This window comes from Ruegeria sp. CDSA236, assembly GCF_059611285.1.
Map to the genome: position 1 here is coordinate 104,420 of NZ_JBXWPG010000013.1, position 14,161 is coordinate 118,580.

General features: G+C 55.7%; 18 protein-coding genes and 2 tRNA genes. 11 read left to right on the forward strand and 9 right to left on the reverse strand.

The window, feature by feature from the left end:
• Nucleotide 1 precedes the first annotated feature (1 nt).
• On the reverse strand, nt 2-493 hold the full coding sequence (gene accB, locus AC2FLB_RS18025; RefSeq protein ID WP_281995796.1) for an acetyl-CoA carboxylase biotin carboxyl carrier protein: 492 nt from the start codon (nt 491-493) through the stop codon (nt 2-4).
• A gap of 152 nt (nt 494-645) precedes the next feature.
• Entirely contained in the window at nt 646-1,182 is a 537-nt protein-coding gene (locus AC2FLB_RS18030) for a helix-turn-helix domain-containing protein (protein ID WP_142638135.1), read from the reverse strand.
• A gap of 226 nt (nt 1,183-1,408) precedes the next feature.
• On the opposite strand from AC2FLB_RS18030, the gene AC2FLB_RS18035 reads away from it, so the two are divergent.
• The 5 genes from AC2FLB_RS18035 to AC2FLB_RS18055 all read left to right on the forward strand — a co-directional run bounded on the left by AC2FLB_RS18035 (nt 1,409) and on the right by AC2FLB_RS18055 (nt 7,309).
• Nucleotides 1,409-2,704, forward strand: coding sequence for a helix-turn-helix domain-containing protein (locus AC2FLB_RS18035; RefSeq protein ID WP_496709787.1), 1,296 nt, complete (start codon nt 1,409-1,411; stop codon nt 2,702-2,704).
• Between the two features lie 78 nt (nt 2,705-2,782).
• The gene (locus tag AC2FLB_RS18040; protein WP_142638139.1) at nt 2,783-3,163 is read left to right on the forward strand and encodes a response regulator transcription factor; all 381 of its coding nucleotides are present in this window, start codon (nt 2,783-2,785) and stop codon (nt 3,161-3,163) included.
• Nucleotides 3,160-3,462, forward strand: a complete 303-nt coding sequence (locus tag AC2FLB_RS18045; protein ID WP_281973229.1) for a hypothetical protein — start codon at nt 3,160-3,162, stop codon at nt 3,460-3,462. Before AC2FLB_RS18040 ends, AC2FLB_RS18045 begins: the two co-directional genes overlap by 4 nt.
• On the forward strand, nt 3,462-6,140 hold the full coding sequence (locus AC2FLB_RS18050) for an ATP-binding protein (protein ID WP_496703393.1): 2,679 nt from the start codon (nt 3,462-3,464) through the stop codon (nt 6,138-6,140). Before AC2FLB_RS18045 ends, AC2FLB_RS18050 begins: the two co-directional genes overlap by 1 nt.
• A gap of 77 nt (nt 6,141-6,217) precedes the next feature.
• Complete coding sequence (locus AC2FLB_RS18055) at nt 6,218-7,309, forward strand: FliM/FliN family flagellar motor C-terminal domain-containing protein (protein ID WP_496709788.1); 1,092 nt, start codon at nt 6,218-6,220, stop codon at nt 7,307-7,309.
• 8 nt (nt 7,310-7,317) lie between these two features.
• On the opposite strand, the gene AC2FLB_RS18060 is transcribed toward AC2FLB_RS18055, so the two are convergent.
• From AC2FLB_RS18060 to AC2FLB_RS18075, 4 genes are read right to left on the reverse strand one after another with little or no spacing between them, the layout of a single operon-like run.
• Entirely contained in the window at nt 7,318-7,749 is a 432-nt protein-coding gene (locus AC2FLB_RS18060) for a protein tyrosine phosphatase family protein (RefSeq protein WP_142638147.1), read from the reverse strand.
• Between the two features lie 9 nt (nt 7,750-7,758).
• Nucleotides 7,759-8,190, reverse strand: a complete 432-nt coding sequence (locus AC2FLB_RS18065) for a DUF6691 family protein (RefSeq protein ID WP_496698102.1) — start codon at nt 8,188-8,190, stop codon at nt 7,759-7,761.
• On the reverse strand, nt 8,190-8,612 hold the full coding sequence (locus tag AC2FLB_RS18070; RefSeq protein WP_496692838.1) for a YeeE/YedE family protein: 423 nt from the start codon (nt 8,610-8,612) through the stop codon (nt 8,190-8,192). The genes AC2FLB_RS18065 and AC2FLB_RS18070 overlap by 1 nt, the downstream gene beginning before the upstream one ends.
• Nucleotides 8,613-8,647: 35 nt before the next feature.
• Nucleotides 8,648-9,511, reverse strand: coding sequence for an MBL fold metallo-hydrolase (locus AC2FLB_RS18075; protein WP_282022110.1), 864 nt, complete (start codon nt 9,509-9,511; stop codon nt 8,648-8,650).
• A gap of 246 nt (nt 9,512-9,757) precedes the next feature.
• Between AC2FLB_RS18075 and AC2FLB_RS18080 the strand changes: the two genes are divergently transcribed.
• Nucleotides 9,758-9,973 (forward strand): hypothetical protein, encoded by a 216-nt coding sequence (locus AC2FLB_RS18080; RefSeq protein ID WP_496709790.1) that lies wholly within the window; start codon nt 9,758-9,760, stop codon nt 9,971-9,973.
• Between the two features lie 9 nt (nt 9,974-9,982).
• Here AC2FLB_RS18080 and AC2FLB_RS18085 read toward each other — a convergent pair whose 3' ends face one another.
• Nucleotides 9,983-10,201, reverse strand: a complete 219-nt coding sequence (locus tag AC2FLB_RS18085; protein ID WP_142638212.1) for a carboxymuconolactone decarboxylase family protein — start codon at nt 10,199-10,201, stop codon at nt 9,983-9,985.
• Between the two features lie 162 nt (nt 10,202-10,363).
• Between AC2FLB_RS18085 and AC2FLB_RS18090 the strand changes: the two genes are divergently transcribed.
• A complete protein-coding gene (locus AC2FLB_RS18090; protein WP_142638157.1) occupies nt 10,364-10,630 on the forward strand; it encodes a DUF2312 domain-containing protein in 267 nt (88 codons plus the stop codon).
• 22 nt (nt 10,631-10,652) lie between these two features.
• Here AC2FLB_RS18090 and AC2FLB_RS18095 read toward each other — a convergent pair whose 3' ends face one another.
• Nucleotides 10,653-11,210, reverse strand: coding sequence for a hypothetical protein (locus AC2FLB_RS18095; RefSeq protein WP_271950360.1), 558 nt, complete (start codon nt 11,208-11,210; stop codon nt 10,653-10,655).
• A 499-nt stretch (nt 11,211-11,709) separates the two neighbouring features.
• Between AC2FLB_RS18095 and AC2FLB_RS18100 the strand changes: the two genes are divergently transcribed.
• The 3 genes from AC2FLB_RS18100 to AC2FLB_RS18110 all read left to right on the forward strand — a co-directional run bounded on the left by AC2FLB_RS18100 (nt 11,710) and on the right by AC2FLB_RS18110 (nt 12,707).
• A tRNA-Thr gene (locus tag AC2FLB_RS18100) sits at nt 11,710-11,785 on the forward strand.
• Nucleotides 11,786-12,024: 239 nt separating this feature from the next.
• A tRNA-Leu gene (locus tag AC2FLB_RS18105) sits at nt 12,025-12,110 on the forward strand.
• 225 nt (nt 12,111-12,335) lie between these two features.
• Nucleotides 12,336-12,707, forward strand: a complete 372-nt coding sequence (locus AC2FLB_RS18110) for a rhodanese-like domain-containing protein (RefSeq protein ID WP_496709791.1) — start codon at nt 12,336-12,338, stop codon at nt 12,705-12,707.
• A gap of 48 nt (nt 12,708-12,755) precedes the next feature.
• Here AC2FLB_RS18110 and AC2FLB_RS18115 read toward each other — a convergent pair whose 3' ends face one another.
• Nucleotides 12,756-13,556 carry an alpha/beta fold hydrolase gene (locus AC2FLB_RS18115; protein ID WP_399171133.1) on the reverse strand — a complete coding sequence of 267 codons (801 nt, stop codon included), beginning with the start codon at nt 13,554-13,556 and terminating at the stop codon, nt 12,756-12,758.
• 49 nt (nt 13,557-13,605) lie between these two features.
• Between AC2FLB_RS18115 and AC2FLB_RS18120 the strand changes: the two genes are divergently transcribed.
• Nucleotides 13,606-13,980, forward strand: coding sequence for a hypothetical protein (locus tag AC2FLB_RS18120; RefSeq protein ID WP_281973222.1), 375 nt, complete (start codon nt 13,606-13,608; stop codon nt 13,978-13,980).
• Nucleotides 13,981-14,161: the final 181 nt, after the last annotated feature.

The window sequence follows — 14,161 nt, forward strand, 5'->3', positions numbered from 1 at the left end:
CTTACTCAACAATGACCAGAGGAGTGCCGAATTCCACAGCATCGCCATCACCCACCAAAATACGCTTGATAGTGCCGGATTTAGGCGCGTGGATGTGGTTCATGGTTTTCATCGCTTCGACGATCAGCAGCGTGTCGCCTTCGGAAACACTGGCACCGACGGAGATGAAGGACGGCGCACCCGGCTCGGGCTGCATGTACACGGTGCCGACCATGGGCGAAGTCACAGCGCCCGGATGGCTGGCTGGATCGTCACTTGCTGCGGGTGCTTCAGCTGCTGCAGGTGCGGCTGCCGGGGCTGCGGCTGGCGCGGCCGCCGGGACCGCAACCTGGACCGGAGCGGCGACGGGTGACATGCGGCTAACACGTACGTTCAGGCTGTCATCTTCGCCATAATCACGCTTTACCTGCAACTCGGTCAGGTCGTTTTCCCGCAGCAGTTCGGCCAGTGCCTTGATAAACGCCACATCCGCTTCGTGTTTGGTATCTGTCATGAGTGTCCTCGACGGTTCCCCTTTGGCCCGTCTGTTTCGCGCGGGCTTTGGTCTGATTACGCAGCGTTATAAGCTAAGCGTACGGCCATGAAAAGCACAGTCTCGGCCTGTCAGATGGGGGTTTTGCTGAAGATTACCAGTGGTAAACAGCGTTACAGCGGCATTCCGGAGAGTTTCGCAACCAGTTCAGGCAGTTTACGTGCCCCGAATTTTTCGAGCAGCCGCGCACGGTAGGCTTCGATTGTACGATAGCTCAGGTTTAGTTCCGCACCGATTTCCTTGGCCGACAAGCCCTTGCAGGACAGAATGGCAACCTCGCGCTCACGGCTGGTTAGCTCGACCAAAGGGCGTTCCTCGGAAATATCCGAAAAACTCCAGATGCCATGGCGGAATGGATCTTCAGGCGTTAGCGAACGTCCACGCGCGCGGCACCAGAATAAGTCGCTATCGCGGCGACGCATGACCCTCTCATCCGTATAATATCCGGTGTCGCGCATGATTTGCAGGCTCCGTGCGCCGATACGTTCCCAATCTGCGACAGAAGGATAGAGGTGTAGCAGGGGCATGTTGCGGTAATCGGCCTCTTCACCGCCGAAAGTGCGTGCGAACTGCAGATTACACCGGCGGATCACGCGGTTCTCCAACTCGACCAATCCGATCGGCGCATATTCAAAGGCTGGGTCGCTCATATGTCCATGGTGCAGGTGTTTTGCCGAAAATAGAAGGGGAAGGCCTGTGATTTTCGAAATATGCAAATGGGTTACACCGTGGACCGGGTGTTTGGAATTGCGGGATGCGTTTGTGAAGAAAGTAAATTGCTCAAGAAAATTAATTGCTAAAGACTTATATTTAAATAATAGTTTTGAAAATGCTTCTGAGGTTGACCAAAGGAGCCAGCGGAAAAAGAGGAAATTTTTGCGGGACACGTTAACAGGCAGCCGTATTCGCGAAAGGCGGCAGATCGCAGGATTGCGTCAGGCCCAGCTTGCACGGCAGGTTGGAATCTCGGCATCCTATCTGAACCTGATCGAGCATAACCGCCGCAGGATCGGAGGAAAGCTGCTGGTGGATATCGCTGCGGCTCTGACCGTTGAGCCTTCGGTGCTAACCCAGGGGATCGAGGCGACGCTGATTTCTGCGCTGCGCGAGGCTGCGGCAGATGCAGTTGGCCAGAAAGCCGAAGTGGACGGGCTTGAGGAATTCGCAAGTAGGTTTCCAGGGTGGGCGGGCGTTTTGGCGCAAATGCACAGCCGAGTGGTGTCGTTAGAGCGAACGATTGAAACCCTGTCGGATCGTTTGACCCACGATCCGCATCTGGCGGCATCCATGCACGAGGTCCTTTCGACAGCCGCCGCGATTCGTTCCACCGCTGCCATTCTTGCTGAAACGCAAGAGATTGAACCCGAGTGGCAAGACCGATTCCACCGGAACCTGCACCAGGATGCCGAACGCCTGGCCGATAGCTCCAAATCGCTGGTGGCCTATCTGGATGATTCCGAGGGGGCCGAGGATCGTCGCGGGGTCCCTCTGGAAGATGTCGAAGCATTTTTTGACAGGCATGATCACCATTTCCCGGAAATCGAATCCGGAGGCGGAAGCGCAGATGTTAATCTGAATGAGATTGATTCCTCTGCCGCGCGAAAAGTGGCGCGGGATATTCTGGACGTTTACGAATCCGACGCTCGGCTTTTGCCTCTGGATGCGCTCAAAGGGGCTTTGGATCGGGGAGTTACAGATCCTTTGCTTTTGGCAACAGAGTATTCAGTCGACATCGCCACCGTGCTGAGGCGGCTGGCCGCCTTGCCCAAAGGGTATTTGTCGCGCCCGACCGGGCTGGTGATATGTGATGCCTCAGGCAGCATTTTGTTCAGCAAATCGGTGCCCGGTTTTGCCATGCCCAGGTTCGGCGAGGCGTGTCCTCTGTGGCCGCTGTTTCAGGCGCTGAACCGGCCGCTGGTTCCGATCCGAAAACGGATCGTTCAGTTGGGGCGAACGGCCGCGGAATTCGATTGTTATGCCTATGCCTGGCCGCAATCCATTTCCGGCTATGAAGATGCGCCGGTTTATCGTTCGGTCATGCTGGTTCGATCCGTCGAAGAAAGCCCTCAGGGCAGTCAGGCGGTTGCCCATGTTGGCCCAAGTTGCCGGGTCTGCCCCAATAAGGACTGTGAATCGCGCCGAGAGCCCTCGATTTTGAGCGAAGGTTTTTGACAGTTTCGTGACACTGCGCATAAGCTGTTTCGGACAGGTTGACAGTGGTGCAGCCCGTCTCGGGGAGGAATGAAATATATGAGCCGAAAGGTTCTGTTGATCGAGGATGAGCCGAACATTGCTGAAGCCATTCGGTTTTTGCTGACCCGCGAGGGATGGCAGGTTGAAACGCATGCTGAAGGGACGGATGCGCTGCTGGTGATACAGGGCGCGAAGCCGGATCTTGTGATTCTGGATGTGATGCTGCCGGGCAAAAGCGGGATGGAGATTTTGCGCGACTTGCGCGAACTCGAAGAGCTGCGAAATCTTCCGGTTCTGATGCTAACGGCTCGTGGCCAATCGAAAGATCGTGAGATGGCCGAGAATGCAGGGGTCAGCCGGTTCATGACAAAGCCGTTTTCCAATGCAGAAGTTCTGACCGCCGTCCGCGATTTGCATGCGCAGGCCTCGCGGTCATGAGCATGCAGGACGACCGCCAACCATCTGGTGCGCGGCCGTCGCTGTTTCTTGAGCGTCAAAGTTACCGCCGACGCAGGCTAACCGACGCCGCCCGTTTATTGCCCATATTGGGGGCCGCGCTGATTGCGATTCCGTTGCTGTGGCCGCGTGGGGGCGATGCAGCGGACGGAGTGCCGCTGTCTTCTGCGATTCTCTATATCTTCACATGCTGGGCGGTTTTGATCGTTGCCAGCGTCCTCTTTGGGTTCGCCGCAAGACGCATATCAACCGGCGATGATTCCGAGCCAGGTCAAGACTGATGGCAACGCTGAACGTGCTGATCCTGGTTTGTTTGGGCTATGTGGTGCTGTTGTTCAGCGTCGCATTCGCCGCCGACAGAATGGCCGCGGCGGGCAGGGGAGCGTGGCTGCGATCTCCGTTGATCTACACGCTGTCGCTGTCGATCTATTGTACCGCCTGGACCTTTTATGGCGCGGTAGGGAACGCCGCCCGGTCGGGGCTGGAGTTCGTAACGATCTATCTGGGCCCCACGCTGGTCATGATCTGTTGGTGGTGGGGATTGCGCAAGCTGGTTCGGGTTGGCCGCAGCCAGAGGGTGACCTCAATCGCTGACCTGATTTCGTCTCGCTATGGCAAGTCGAACACTCTGGCGATTTGCGTCACAATTCTGGCCGTGTTGGGCGGGACACCCTATATTGCGCTGCAACTTCAATCCATTACGCTGTCATTCTCAATCTTTGCCGAGGCCGACCCAAGCGGTCTTTACCGCGAAGGGTCCAGTGTGTTCTGGGTTGCGGCGGGGCTGGCGGTGTTCGCCATTCTGTTCGGTACCCGCAATCTGGATGCCAACGAACGCCATCATGGCGTTGTCACGGCCATCGCATTGGAATCTGTCGTTAAACTTTTTGCGCTGCTGGCCGTGGGCATTTTCGTTGTCTGGGGTATAGCCGGAGGAGTCAGTCCGATGATGGACCGCATCGATGCCTCTGAGATCGGGCAGTGGAATGTGAATGCCGGACGCTGGACCACGTTTATTTTTCTATCGGCTGCGGCCTTTGTGTGTCTACCGAGGATGTTTCAGGTGATGGTGGTGGAGAACGCCGATGAAGGGCATCTGAGGACAGCCGCATGGGCCTTCCCCCTGTATCTGCTGTTGATGAGTCTCTTTGTCGTGCCAATCGCGGTCGTAGGATTGGACCTTTTGCCCGAAGGATCGAATCCGGATCTGTTCGTGCTGACGGTGCCCCTGTCGCAGGGCAATGAATGGCTGGCGATGCTGTCCTTTATTGGCGGCTTTTCATCCGCCACATCGATGGTGATTGTCACGGCAATGGCCCTATCGACCATGGTGTCAAATCACGTCGTGATGCCGATCTGGTTTAGCCGGCAGGAGGGCGCTGGCGCCGTATCCGGTGATGTCCGCAATGTGGTTTTGCTGTCCCGGCGGATTTCAATCGCCGTGATCATGGTGCTTGGGTTTTCGTATTACCGCATCTCCGGCGGCGGGGCTGCGCTGGCGTCGATCGGTCTGGTGGCCTTTGCCGGGATTTCCCAGATTTTGCCCTCGCTGGTTGGGGGGCTGTTCTGGCGCGGGGCGACGCGAACAGGCGCTTTGGTCGGGCTGACGGTCGGGTTCTTGTTGTGGATCTACACGCTGTTGTTGCCCGGCATGGGCAGCGCGATTATGTCGGATAGTGTCCTGCAGAACGGACCGTTCGGATGGGGCTGGTTGCGCCCGCAGGCCTTGTTCGGGATCGACGGAATGGACCCGATGGTGCACGCTGTGTTGTGGTCGCTGTCGCTGAACACGCTGGCATTTTGCGCGGCCTCTTTGCTGAGCTTCCCAAGCCCGCTTGAACGGTTGCAGGGCGCGCAATTCGTCAACGTATTCGACCATTCGGTCGCGCTGCGCGGTTGGACCGGATCGGTGGCACAAAGCGAAGACCTGATGATCATGACCCAGCGCATTTTGGGCGCAGGTCCGGCGCAAGAGTTCTTTCAGGCACAGGCCGAACAGCAGGGTGGGCGGTCCAGCCTGCCCGAACCTACGCCAGGGTTTTTGGAGCGGTTGGAACGTGAACTCAGCGGCTCGGTCGGGGCGGCGACAGCGCATGCGATGATCGGGCAGATTGTTGGTGGTTCCTCCGTTTCGGTCGAGGATTTGCTCGCTGTGGCTGACGAATCCGCGCAGATGTTGGAATACTCCAGCCAACTGGAAGCGAAATCCGCTGAACTCAGCCGTACGGCGCGTCAGTTGCGTGAGGCGAACACCAAGCTGACGCAAATTTCCGAACAGAAGGACGGGTTCCTCAGCCAAGTCAGCCACGAATTGCGAACCCCCATGACCTCGATCCGAGCATTTTCCGAGATCATGCGGGATACCGAAGGTCTGACCAGCGAAGAAAGAACGCGTTACGCTGCCATCATCCATGACGAGGCGCTTCGGTTGACACGGCTGCTGGATGACTTGCTGGACCTGAGCGTTCTGGAAAGTGGGCGAGTCAATTTGAACAAGAGCGGTGACACCCTGCGGTCGGTTTTGGATCGTGCTGTGTCCAGTGCCTTGGCTGGAACCAGCCAGAAACTAACCGTCCGGCGGTCGAAAACCTCCGAACGCGTTCTCCTGCATACGGATTTGGACCGTCTGGGGCAGGTGTTTATCAACCTGATTTCGAACGCTCAGAAATATTGTGATGCCAAAGAACCGGTTCTGACCATTTCCGCGCATGATGTCGGGGGGCAGGTCGTCATTGATTTTGCTGATAACGGCACTGGCATTCCTCCAGATGCCCGGCAGATGGTTTTTGAGAAATTTGCCCGCGTCGGAGGCGACAAGGCAGGTGGTGCGGGGCTGGGATTAGCGATCTGCCGTGAGATTATGCAAAGACTGGGGGGCGATATCAGCTACTTGCCCGGCCATGGTGGGGCTGCGTTCCGGGTCAGGCTGCCACAGGCCTACCGACAGGCTGCGCAGTGACGGCTGTATAAACAGGTTGGTAACTATCGCCGGGTTAGACCTGAAAGAGAATGCAGGAACAATCAGCGGTTTTAGGCATGACGCAATCTGTCAGCGCGGCTCTGGCGCGCAAGCTTTCGATCAGTCAGGAGGAAAAGGGTGACAAGCCTCGCTCGATCCTCCGTGCGCTGCGTCTGGCTTTTGCGCGCGCGGCAGAAGATCGTTTGCAGATGCCGTTGTCGGTTATTGGCGCCAAACAATCCTGTCGGCCACCAGGTGGGCTGACACAGTCTTTGGATGAGGATTGGATATTGCTGCTCTTTTCAGGCTCTGACAGCAGCTTGTCTGCGATCTGCATGGATATAGGGTTAGTGTCGGCTGTCGTGCAGGCTCAGACAATAGGCGAGGTGATGCCCGGAGCGCCTTCTGCGCGGGGGTTCACCGATACGGACGCGGCCATGGTGTCCCCTTGGATCGAAGAGGGGCTGTCTCGCGCGGCATCACTTGTCGAAACGGCGAGTGACCGCATGTGCCTGATCGGTTTTGAATATGCTTCGCGCCTTGCAGATCTGCGAACTTTGACCCTGGCGATGGTGGAAGAGGAATACCGAGTTTTTGAACTGACAGTCGAACTTGGCGGTGGGCTGAGACAAGGTCAGCTTTCAGTACTGTTGCCCATCCGACCGGCTGAAACGGCCGAGACGGAGGTGATTCATGATGAGCCAGAGGGCAGGCTTGATCAGGCATCGGGCGTGTTGAGGGCAGATTTGAATACGGTGGTCTGCCGGATGCCCTTGTCTCTGGCGACGCTTACAGAACTGGCGGTGGGGGATGTGTTGCCATTGATCGGGGCGCGGCTGGATCGTACCGAGATTGTGGCGATCGACCGCAGCCGGGCCGCGATCGGACGACTCGGCCAATGCGGAGGGCTGCGTGCGGTGCGCCTGAACGAAACCTACCAAACTCAGACATTTTCCCAGCCCGAAGCAAATGAGTTCCTTGAGGCGAGTTCAGCCAGTATACACGAAGAGGGGCCAACCGAACACGGGCAGGAAATAATGCCATTTTCCCCCGGCGCGCTGGGCCAAAAGGGGACAGAATTGAACCTCGAGAATTCGGAACACATGGTTGCCGAGATATCTCAACTGGCTGGTTTATCTGGGGATGAAAGCGCGCTGAAAGGCAGTTAGCAGACGGCTCAAGTCACTGATCTGCGTATTTCTTCCAAGGTTGGACGTAGGTTGTCCAACGCATAGCCTGCCTTGGTCGTCGCCTGAAGGATGTCTTCGGTGCTCATGCTTTCGCACTGCCCCAATGCCCAGATCACAGAACAACGCGTGCCCGATGCACAATATGCGAGTACCGGACCGGCACAGGATTCTGCCAGGTCACGTTGCAAGGAGACGTTTTCGGGCGTCATGGTCTGATGCGTCAGCTCTAGCACTTCGTATTCCAACCCGGCAGCACGCACGGCCTGTCCGATAGCATCTGACTGGAGATCCTCGGGAACTTCGCTGTTCGGCCGGTTGCAGATCACTTTGACAAAGCCTGCCTCGACAATAGTGGGAACATCCTCGACCGAAATTTGCGGCGAGACGGCATAGCGGGGGGTTATCGGTCGAATCTCCATGGCTACTGCTTAGGTCGCGTTTACGGTTCTGTCCAGTTTTGCACCTACGGCAGGAGCGGCATACATCCCTGCGAGCATGGAAACCAGAAACACAACGCCTCCGGTTCCGCCATACGTAAGAGACGCGATGGCTGGACCGGGACACAGTCCCGCTAATCCCCATCCCATGCCAAACATGACCGATCCGATGATAAGGCGGCGATCCAGTTCATGCTGAACCATCGTCGGGAATTTCCCACCCGACAGCGGTTTGCGATCTGGAACCAGCCTCCATGCGATCATCATGGGCACAATGGCTCCCCCCATCACAAATGCGAGTGTCGGATCCCAGTTGCCGAAAATATCCAGCCACCCCTGAACCTTGGTTGTGTCAGTCATGCCGGAAATCAACAGGCCTGCTCCGAACAAGGAGCCCGAAAGAAGCGATATCAGATTGCGCATCAGATCACCCCCCAGACATGGCGAAACAAGGCCAGCGTCACTGCCCCGGCCGCAATGTAAAGGATCGTTGCCACGATCCCGCGCACCGAAAACCGGGAAATGCCGCACACCCCATGTCCAGAGGTGCACCCGTTGGCAATTCGTGTCCCGATACCGACAAGCAGCCCAGCCCCGATCACAACCGTCAAATTCGAGGTCAGGTTTGTCTGCGGCCCCGGCGACAAAAACAGGCTTAGCATCAACGGCGTCCCAATCATCCCAGCGAGGAAATACAGCCGCTCGGCCGAGCGGTCAGAGCGATCGACAAGCCCTCCCAGGATACCGCTCGCCCCCATTACACGACCGTTTCCTAGCAGGTAAACTGCTGCGCCAAGACCAATCAACAGGCCGCCTACCAGTCCCCATATCCATTCTGAATACACTGATTTGTTCCCCCAAGAAGTTCGGCTCTAGCCGTCTAAAGTTTGTTCACTGGTAGTTTCAGGAACACGTCGCCATTCTCATCCTCAGGCGGCATCTGACCCGCCCGCATATTGACTTGTAAAGAGGGCAGGATCAGCCGCGGCATGGCCAAAGTGGCATCGCGGGCGTCGCGCATTTCAACGAATTCCTCGATAGGTCGACCTTGCCCGATATGCACGTTCAAGGCCTTTTGCTCTTCAACAGTTGTTTCCCACGCAAACTCGTCCCGCCCAGGAGCTTTGTAGTCATGCCCGACAAAGATGCGTGTCGCATCCGGCAGTGAAAGGATCCTCTGGATCGAGTTGTACAAATCTCCGGACGATCCGCCGGGAAAGTCGCATCGCGCGGTGCCAAAATCCGGCATGAACAGCGTGTCTCCGACAAATGCCGCGTCGCCGATGACATAGGTCATGCAGGCGGGCGTATGCCCGGGGGTGTGCAAGACGTCCCCTCTCATTTGGCCGACATGAAATCCGTCGCCGTCGCGGAACAAGGCGTCGAACTGGCTACCATCGCGCTGAAACTCGGTACCCTCGTTAAAAATTTTCCCGAAAGTTTCCTGGATGGCGACGATTTGATCACCGATGCCAATCTTGCCTCCGAGTTTCTGCTGCAAATAGGGGGCTGCTGAAAGGTGGTCGGCATGGACATGGCTTTCCAGAATCCATTCGGTTCGCAACGAATTGGATTGGACATATCCGATGATCTCATCCGCAGATCGCGTATTGGTCCGGCCGGATGCGTGATCGAAATCCAGAACACTATCTATGATCGCGCAGGCATCGCCTTCAGGATCCTGAACCAGATAAGACACCGTGAATGTCTCGGCGTCAAAAAATGCTTTCACTTTGGGCGTCATGGTTTCCTCCGCCGGTTAGGTCTTAGTCATATATTAATAACGGAATGTGAAGCAATCAACATTTGGTGATTTGATGCCGGTCAAGGCAGAAGCGGCAAAGTTGGGCTAAAATTCTGGCATCCTGCGAAAGCGCGCCGATGTTAGGGGGCGGTCGGGCGAATTTTCGCGCGATAGAATAACCGAGTGATGTAAGTCTTAAAACCGTTACTAAACTATAGGTAACTGATGACATTTGGGAGGATGGATATGCCGAGAATAGATTTGTATTCCGAAGCCGAACAACTTGAGAAAAAACTGAAGGGCGCCAGTGTTGATACCCGCCTTGCCCTTCAGCCCAGTGTCACAAAGGTCATCGAGAAGATGCGTCTGCAGGGTGTTGATGTTCCTGCGCGCCTGCGTCGCCTGGATGCGGCCCTGTGCGAGGACGTTATGGAAGCGCGTTTCGACAATCTGCCGGTTTGATGGCCGCAGTCAACCGAACGAGATTCCAAGTATAACCAGCATCAGACCTATCACCGACAAAAAGAGCGCGCCCATGTTCCAGGGCAGCACCCGTTGAACAACGGCGCGCAATTCATCGTCAGACAGGCCGGATTTGCGGGCTTTCATGACATGCAGAATGCACCAAACCAGCCCAGCCAGGCCGATAAGTGACAGGGCGGCACCGCCCCAGGTGATGAATTCGAACATCGTTTTCCATCTTTCAACGTCTGACCTGAGCGCTTAACTGATCGCGCTGGCCCGCACAAGCGAGACTGGTTTTTTGCATGCTTGCGGCTTGGCTCGCACCGATGTATCCCGCTTGTTGCCCACCTTTTCAGCATGACAAACCAGCCTCTGGGAGAGACTTAGATGGAAGAGAATACCGAAGATCAGGCCGCCGCGAATTACCGTGTAACCGCGGGTGAGCTGCGCCAGTTCATCGAACGGATCGAGCGTCTGGATGCGGAAAAGAAAGATTTGGCGGAGCAACAAAAAGAAGTGATGGCCGAGGCAAAAGCGCGGGGCTACGACACCAAGGTCATGCGGAAAGTGATCGCATTGCGCAAACGTGACAAAGACGACATCGCCGAGGAAGAGGCGGTGTTGGAAATGTACAAGGAAGCGTTGGGAATGTAACGGCTGCTTTCCCGCTATAGACTCAAGGTTTTAGAACCTGCACTCCGGGCATGGACTCAAGTCGGTCCATGTCCTGCGCATATAATTCTGCAAACGCGTCGACGATTTCCATGCTCCAATCTGGCAGATCAAGCTCTTCTGTTGTGAGCTCGGTTTTGGCGTGTTCCTCCAAAACCGTGGCAAGGTCGTCACGCAAATGTTCGTCCTGTTCCAGGCTTTGATCAATCAATGCCAGACCTTTGGATTTGCCTGAATCGTCTAGAAGTGACAGCAGTAAATCAAACTCGTCAACCAGCGTGTTGTCCGGGGGGAGGGCCGCGATTGCACGGATTATATCTCCCCAGATCAGAGGTGCGTCCTCATTGCTCCAGAGTGTGATTTTGACATTGGGCGCAAGATCTCTGATGTCCTCGACCATGCTGATCCAGCTGAGGCAGCTGATATCGGTACTTCGCATTTTGTCGAGGCGACTCTGTTCAGGTAGCGACATCAAAGCTTTGGGAATAAATCTGCCAGGGCTTAAAAAACCCATACAAAGCTCAATTTCGTGGTCAGGAAAGGACTTTTCAAGCAACTCCATTCGGCGTCCCGCATTTGGGTATAGCTGCCCGTCGTCCAGTGCATTTCCAACATCGCCTGCAAAGCTGGCGCATGAGTAAATCAAACGATCGACCTTCGGAGCCGATCGCAACCCAGCCCGAAGCATTTCCTTTGCGGCACCGATTTCATCCTGGTTTTCAATGGCAGCAAAGGCGGGTTCGAAAATTTGCCGATAACGGCGCGGGCCAAATGCGGATGCACCATTTTGATGCAACGCGCCGGTGTTGCGTTGAAGGGACCGCAATACGAGACCTTCATCGGTGAACGCAGCACCTGCGTGGATTGCAACCTGCATATTCGGTTTTTACCCTCGCGTTCGTGCACATTATCTGTTGGGTTACAGGCTGTACTCCGCACAGTCAAACCAGGCGGAGTAAAATCTCTGGGCCAGACCCAGTGCCATGAATACAGAAAATCGTTAAGCGGCGGCAAAATTCTGTCTTGAAGTCCGTAACAAGAGGCATTAATCGACACCAAGTGCCCCTATAGCTCAGCTGGTAGAGCAACTGATTTGTAATCAGTAGGTCCGCGGTTCGAGTCCGTGTGGGGGCACCATTTCACTCTAAGATTCTTTCTATTTCTTGATTTTCCAAAAGTCAGAATGATTGGGACAGCGCAGGCGAATTGCGTAACGAAGAGTTTTTCCGAGGACTTTTTCTGATGACCTGCGTAAATGGGGTGGTGGTCAAAGGCGGCGATTGAATTTCCGCAAGTTGCATCGGCGAAACGCATTGTGTTCATAGCCTTATGGCCTTACTGGTGCTTTCAGCCTAAAAACTGGCCCAACGCGCTGTGCGGGCGTGATGGAATGGTAGACATATCAGACTTAAAATCTGAAGGGCGTATGCCCGTGTGGGTTCGAGTCCCACCGCCCGCACCACCTCTGCCACCCTGATTGATTTTCAAGTCTCGATGCAGCGGGACCTCTCCCGATTTGCTTTGGTTCGGGTTCGGCGGGAATTGAATACCGGGATTGGTCCAGCGCAAAAATCGGTGTCCTGCATTAAATGTCCAATATCTATCCAGTCTAAGGTGAGGGCCTGTCAGGCTACACCTTCCAGTTCCTGCATGTTAGCATCCCGTAAATTTCTTCAGGAGACACCATATGCCGTTGAACGTAAAACAAATGATGGAAGCTGCGAACTCCACCGTCGAGCGAATCCAGAGAGCCAAAGCGGTCGAGATCCTGGAGCGAGGTGGCCTGCTTCTGGACATCCGCGATGCAGCGGAATTGCAGCAGGCAGGGCGTGCTTCGGGGTCACATCATATCCCGCGCGGTATGTTGGAATTTCGGGCGGATGACACTCTGCAATCACATGATCCAGAGCTTCGCAAAGATCGCCCAATTGTCTTGTATTGTGCCTCGGGTGGCCGCGCTGCCCTTGCGGGAAAACTGTTGCAGGACATGGGGTATGAGCAGGTCTATAACCTGGGTGGCTTGGTCGATTGGGTGAATGGCGGGGGCGAAGTCGCCTAGCCAATAGGAAACGCCAGAACCCGAGCTGTGATCGTTCGAAAGGTCAGGTCAGGCGTTGAGGAACGTCCTGACGGCGGCCTCGAACTCACGCGGTTTTTCCGCATGCAACCAATGTCCTGCACCAGGTATTTTTGCAAAACGTGCCGAAGGGAACATTCCGCGGATCACAGAGCGATGTTCAGGCAGCACATAGTCGGACTCCCCCCCGGACAAAAACAGTGTTTGACCACCCCAGGATGCGTCTATTTCAGGAAAGCCCATGATCTTGGGCATTTCAGAGGCCAAAGTATCCAGGTTCAAAAGCCAACGCTGTCCGTTGATGTCGAGTGACTGCGTGAAAAAGCTCTGAAGGGCTTTTTCGACTCCGTTGTCGGCCAGTTGTTGTTCAGCGTCCGAGCGACGCTCGACCCGGGAAAGGTCCACCGCGCGCATCGCTTCAATAAACTGAATCTGACTGTGGCTATAGGCCACCGGGGCGATGTCTGCCACCACCAGTTTGCGCAGCTTTGCGCTGTGCAGCAGGGCTAAAGTCATGGATGCCTTGCCGCCCATCGAATGTCCGACGACATCTGCCTGTCCGCCGAACTGGTCGATAACTTCGGCCAGATCATTTGCTAGATCGGAATACCCATGGTCATGCGTCCACATGCTGTTTGCGTGGTTGCGCATATCAACCGCCACAACTTGCCGCTCGTCAGATAGCCGGCGGGCGATGACCCCCCAGTTCCGGGCCGAGCCATATAGGCCATGGGCGATCAGCAAAGGGGGCTTGTCGGTAGGTTCACCATGTATGATCGTGTTCAGCATATAGCCGTGATACCCGCCGCAATCTGAAACGGCCAGCCCCATTGTGGCTCCTATTCCACATGGGTAAACTGTCAGCTCAGGAGGCCGCAGCATGCCGCAAGACACAGATATACAAACCCAAATTGCGCAGACCATACAGCTGTTGCGTGACAAGTTGGGTGTGCGCGACAAAACGCTGACCGCCTCGGTCAAAAAGGCCAAAAGGCAACTGCCGCGCCGGATATACAAACAGGCAATGGTCCTGGCACAAGCAGAGCAGATGGCGGCCCATCCAAAACTGCGACTTGTGCTGGACAATCCGAAACTGATCCAGGCCTCGGAAGAGGTGCAAAAACATCTGGGGGGTATCAATTTGGCGGATCGGCGGATGGGGTGGTTTCTGGGAATGCTGGGCGGGCTGACTTTTAACCTGTTGGCCTTTTCTGCTTTGTTGCTGATCTTCATGATGTGGCAGGGGCTTATCTGACCACAAAAAAAACGGCGCCGGATTGGCGCCGTTTTGTTTCTTGGATGACTGAATTCTTACAAGTTTGGATAGATTGGGAATCTGGCGCATAGGTTTGCGACTTCGGTTTTGACTTTGGCCTCGACCTCACCGTTACCGTCCTCGCCATTTGCGGCCAGACCGTCGACCACTTCGATGATCC

What these genes read in the sequence shown, in the direction of transcription:
- accB (WP_281995796.1), bottom strand. Translation starts at nt 493, where the DNA reads ATGACAGATACCAAACACGAAGCGGATGTGGCGTTTATCAAGGCACTG.
- AC2FLB_RS18030 (WP_142638135.1), bottom strand. Translation starts at nt 1,182, where the DNA reads ATGAGCGACCCAGCCTTTGAATATGCGCCGATCGGATTGGTCGAGTTG.
- AC2FLB_RS18040 (WP_142638139.1), top strand. Translation starts at nt 2,783, where the DNA reads ATGAGCCGAAAGGTTCTGTTGATCGAGGATGAGCCGAACATTGCTGAA.
- AC2FLB_RS18045 (WP_281973229.1), top strand. Translation starts at nt 3,160, where the DNA reads ATGAGCATGCAGGACGACCGCCAACCATCTGGTGCGCGGCCGTCGCTG.
- AC2FLB_RS18050 (WP_496703393.1), top strand. Translation starts at nt 3,462, where the DNA reads ATGGCAACGCTGAACGTGCTGATCCTGGTTTGTTTGGGCTATGTGGTG.
- AC2FLB_RS18055 (WP_496709788.1), top strand. Translation starts at nt 6,218, where the DNA reads ATGACGCAATCTGTCAGCGCGGCTCTGGCGCGCAAGCTTTCGATCAGT.
- AC2FLB_RS18060 (WP_142638147.1), bottom strand. Translation starts at nt 7,749, where the DNA reads ATGGAGATTCGACCGATAACCCCCCGCTATGCCGTCTCGCCGCAAATT.
- AC2FLB_RS18065 (WP_496698102.1), bottom strand. Translation starts at nt 8,190, where the DNA reads ATGCGCAATCTGATATCGCTTCTTTCGGGCTCCTTGTTCGGAGCAGGC.
- AC2FLB_RS18075 (WP_282022110.1), bottom strand. Translation starts at nt 9,511, where the DNA reads ATGACGCCCAAAGTGAAAGCATTTTTTGACGCCGAGACATTCACGGTG.
- AC2FLB_RS18080 (WP_496709790.1), top strand. Translation starts at nt 9,758, where the DNA reads ATGCCGAGAATAGATTTGTATTCCGAAGCCGAACAACTTGAGAAAAAA.
- AC2FLB_RS18085 (WP_142638212.1), bottom strand. Translation starts at nt 10,201, where the DNA reads ATGTTCGAATTCATCACCTGGGGCGGTGCCGCCCTGTCACTTATCGGC.
- AC2FLB_RS18090 (WP_142638157.1), top strand. Translation starts at nt 10,364, where the DNA reads ATGGAAGAGAATACCGAAGATCAGGCCGCCGCGAATTACCGTGTAACC.
- AC2FLB_RS18095 (WP_271950360.1), bottom strand. Translation starts at nt 11,210, where the DNA reads ATGGAGTTGCTTGAAAAGTCCTTTCCTGACCACGAAATTGAGCTTTGT.
- AC2FLB_RS18110 (WP_496709791.1), top strand. Translation starts at nt 12,336, where the DNA reads ATGCCGTTGAACGTAAAACAAATGATGGAAGCTGCGAACTCCACCGTC.
- AC2FLB_RS18115 (WP_399171133.1), bottom strand. Translation starts at nt 13,556, where the DNA reads ATGGGGCTGGCCGTTTCAGATTGCGGCGGGTATCACGGCTATATGCTG.
- AC2FLB_RS18120 (WP_281973222.1), top strand. Translation starts at nt 13,606, where the DNA reads ATGCCGCAAGACACAGATATACAAACCCAAATTGCGCAGACCATACAG.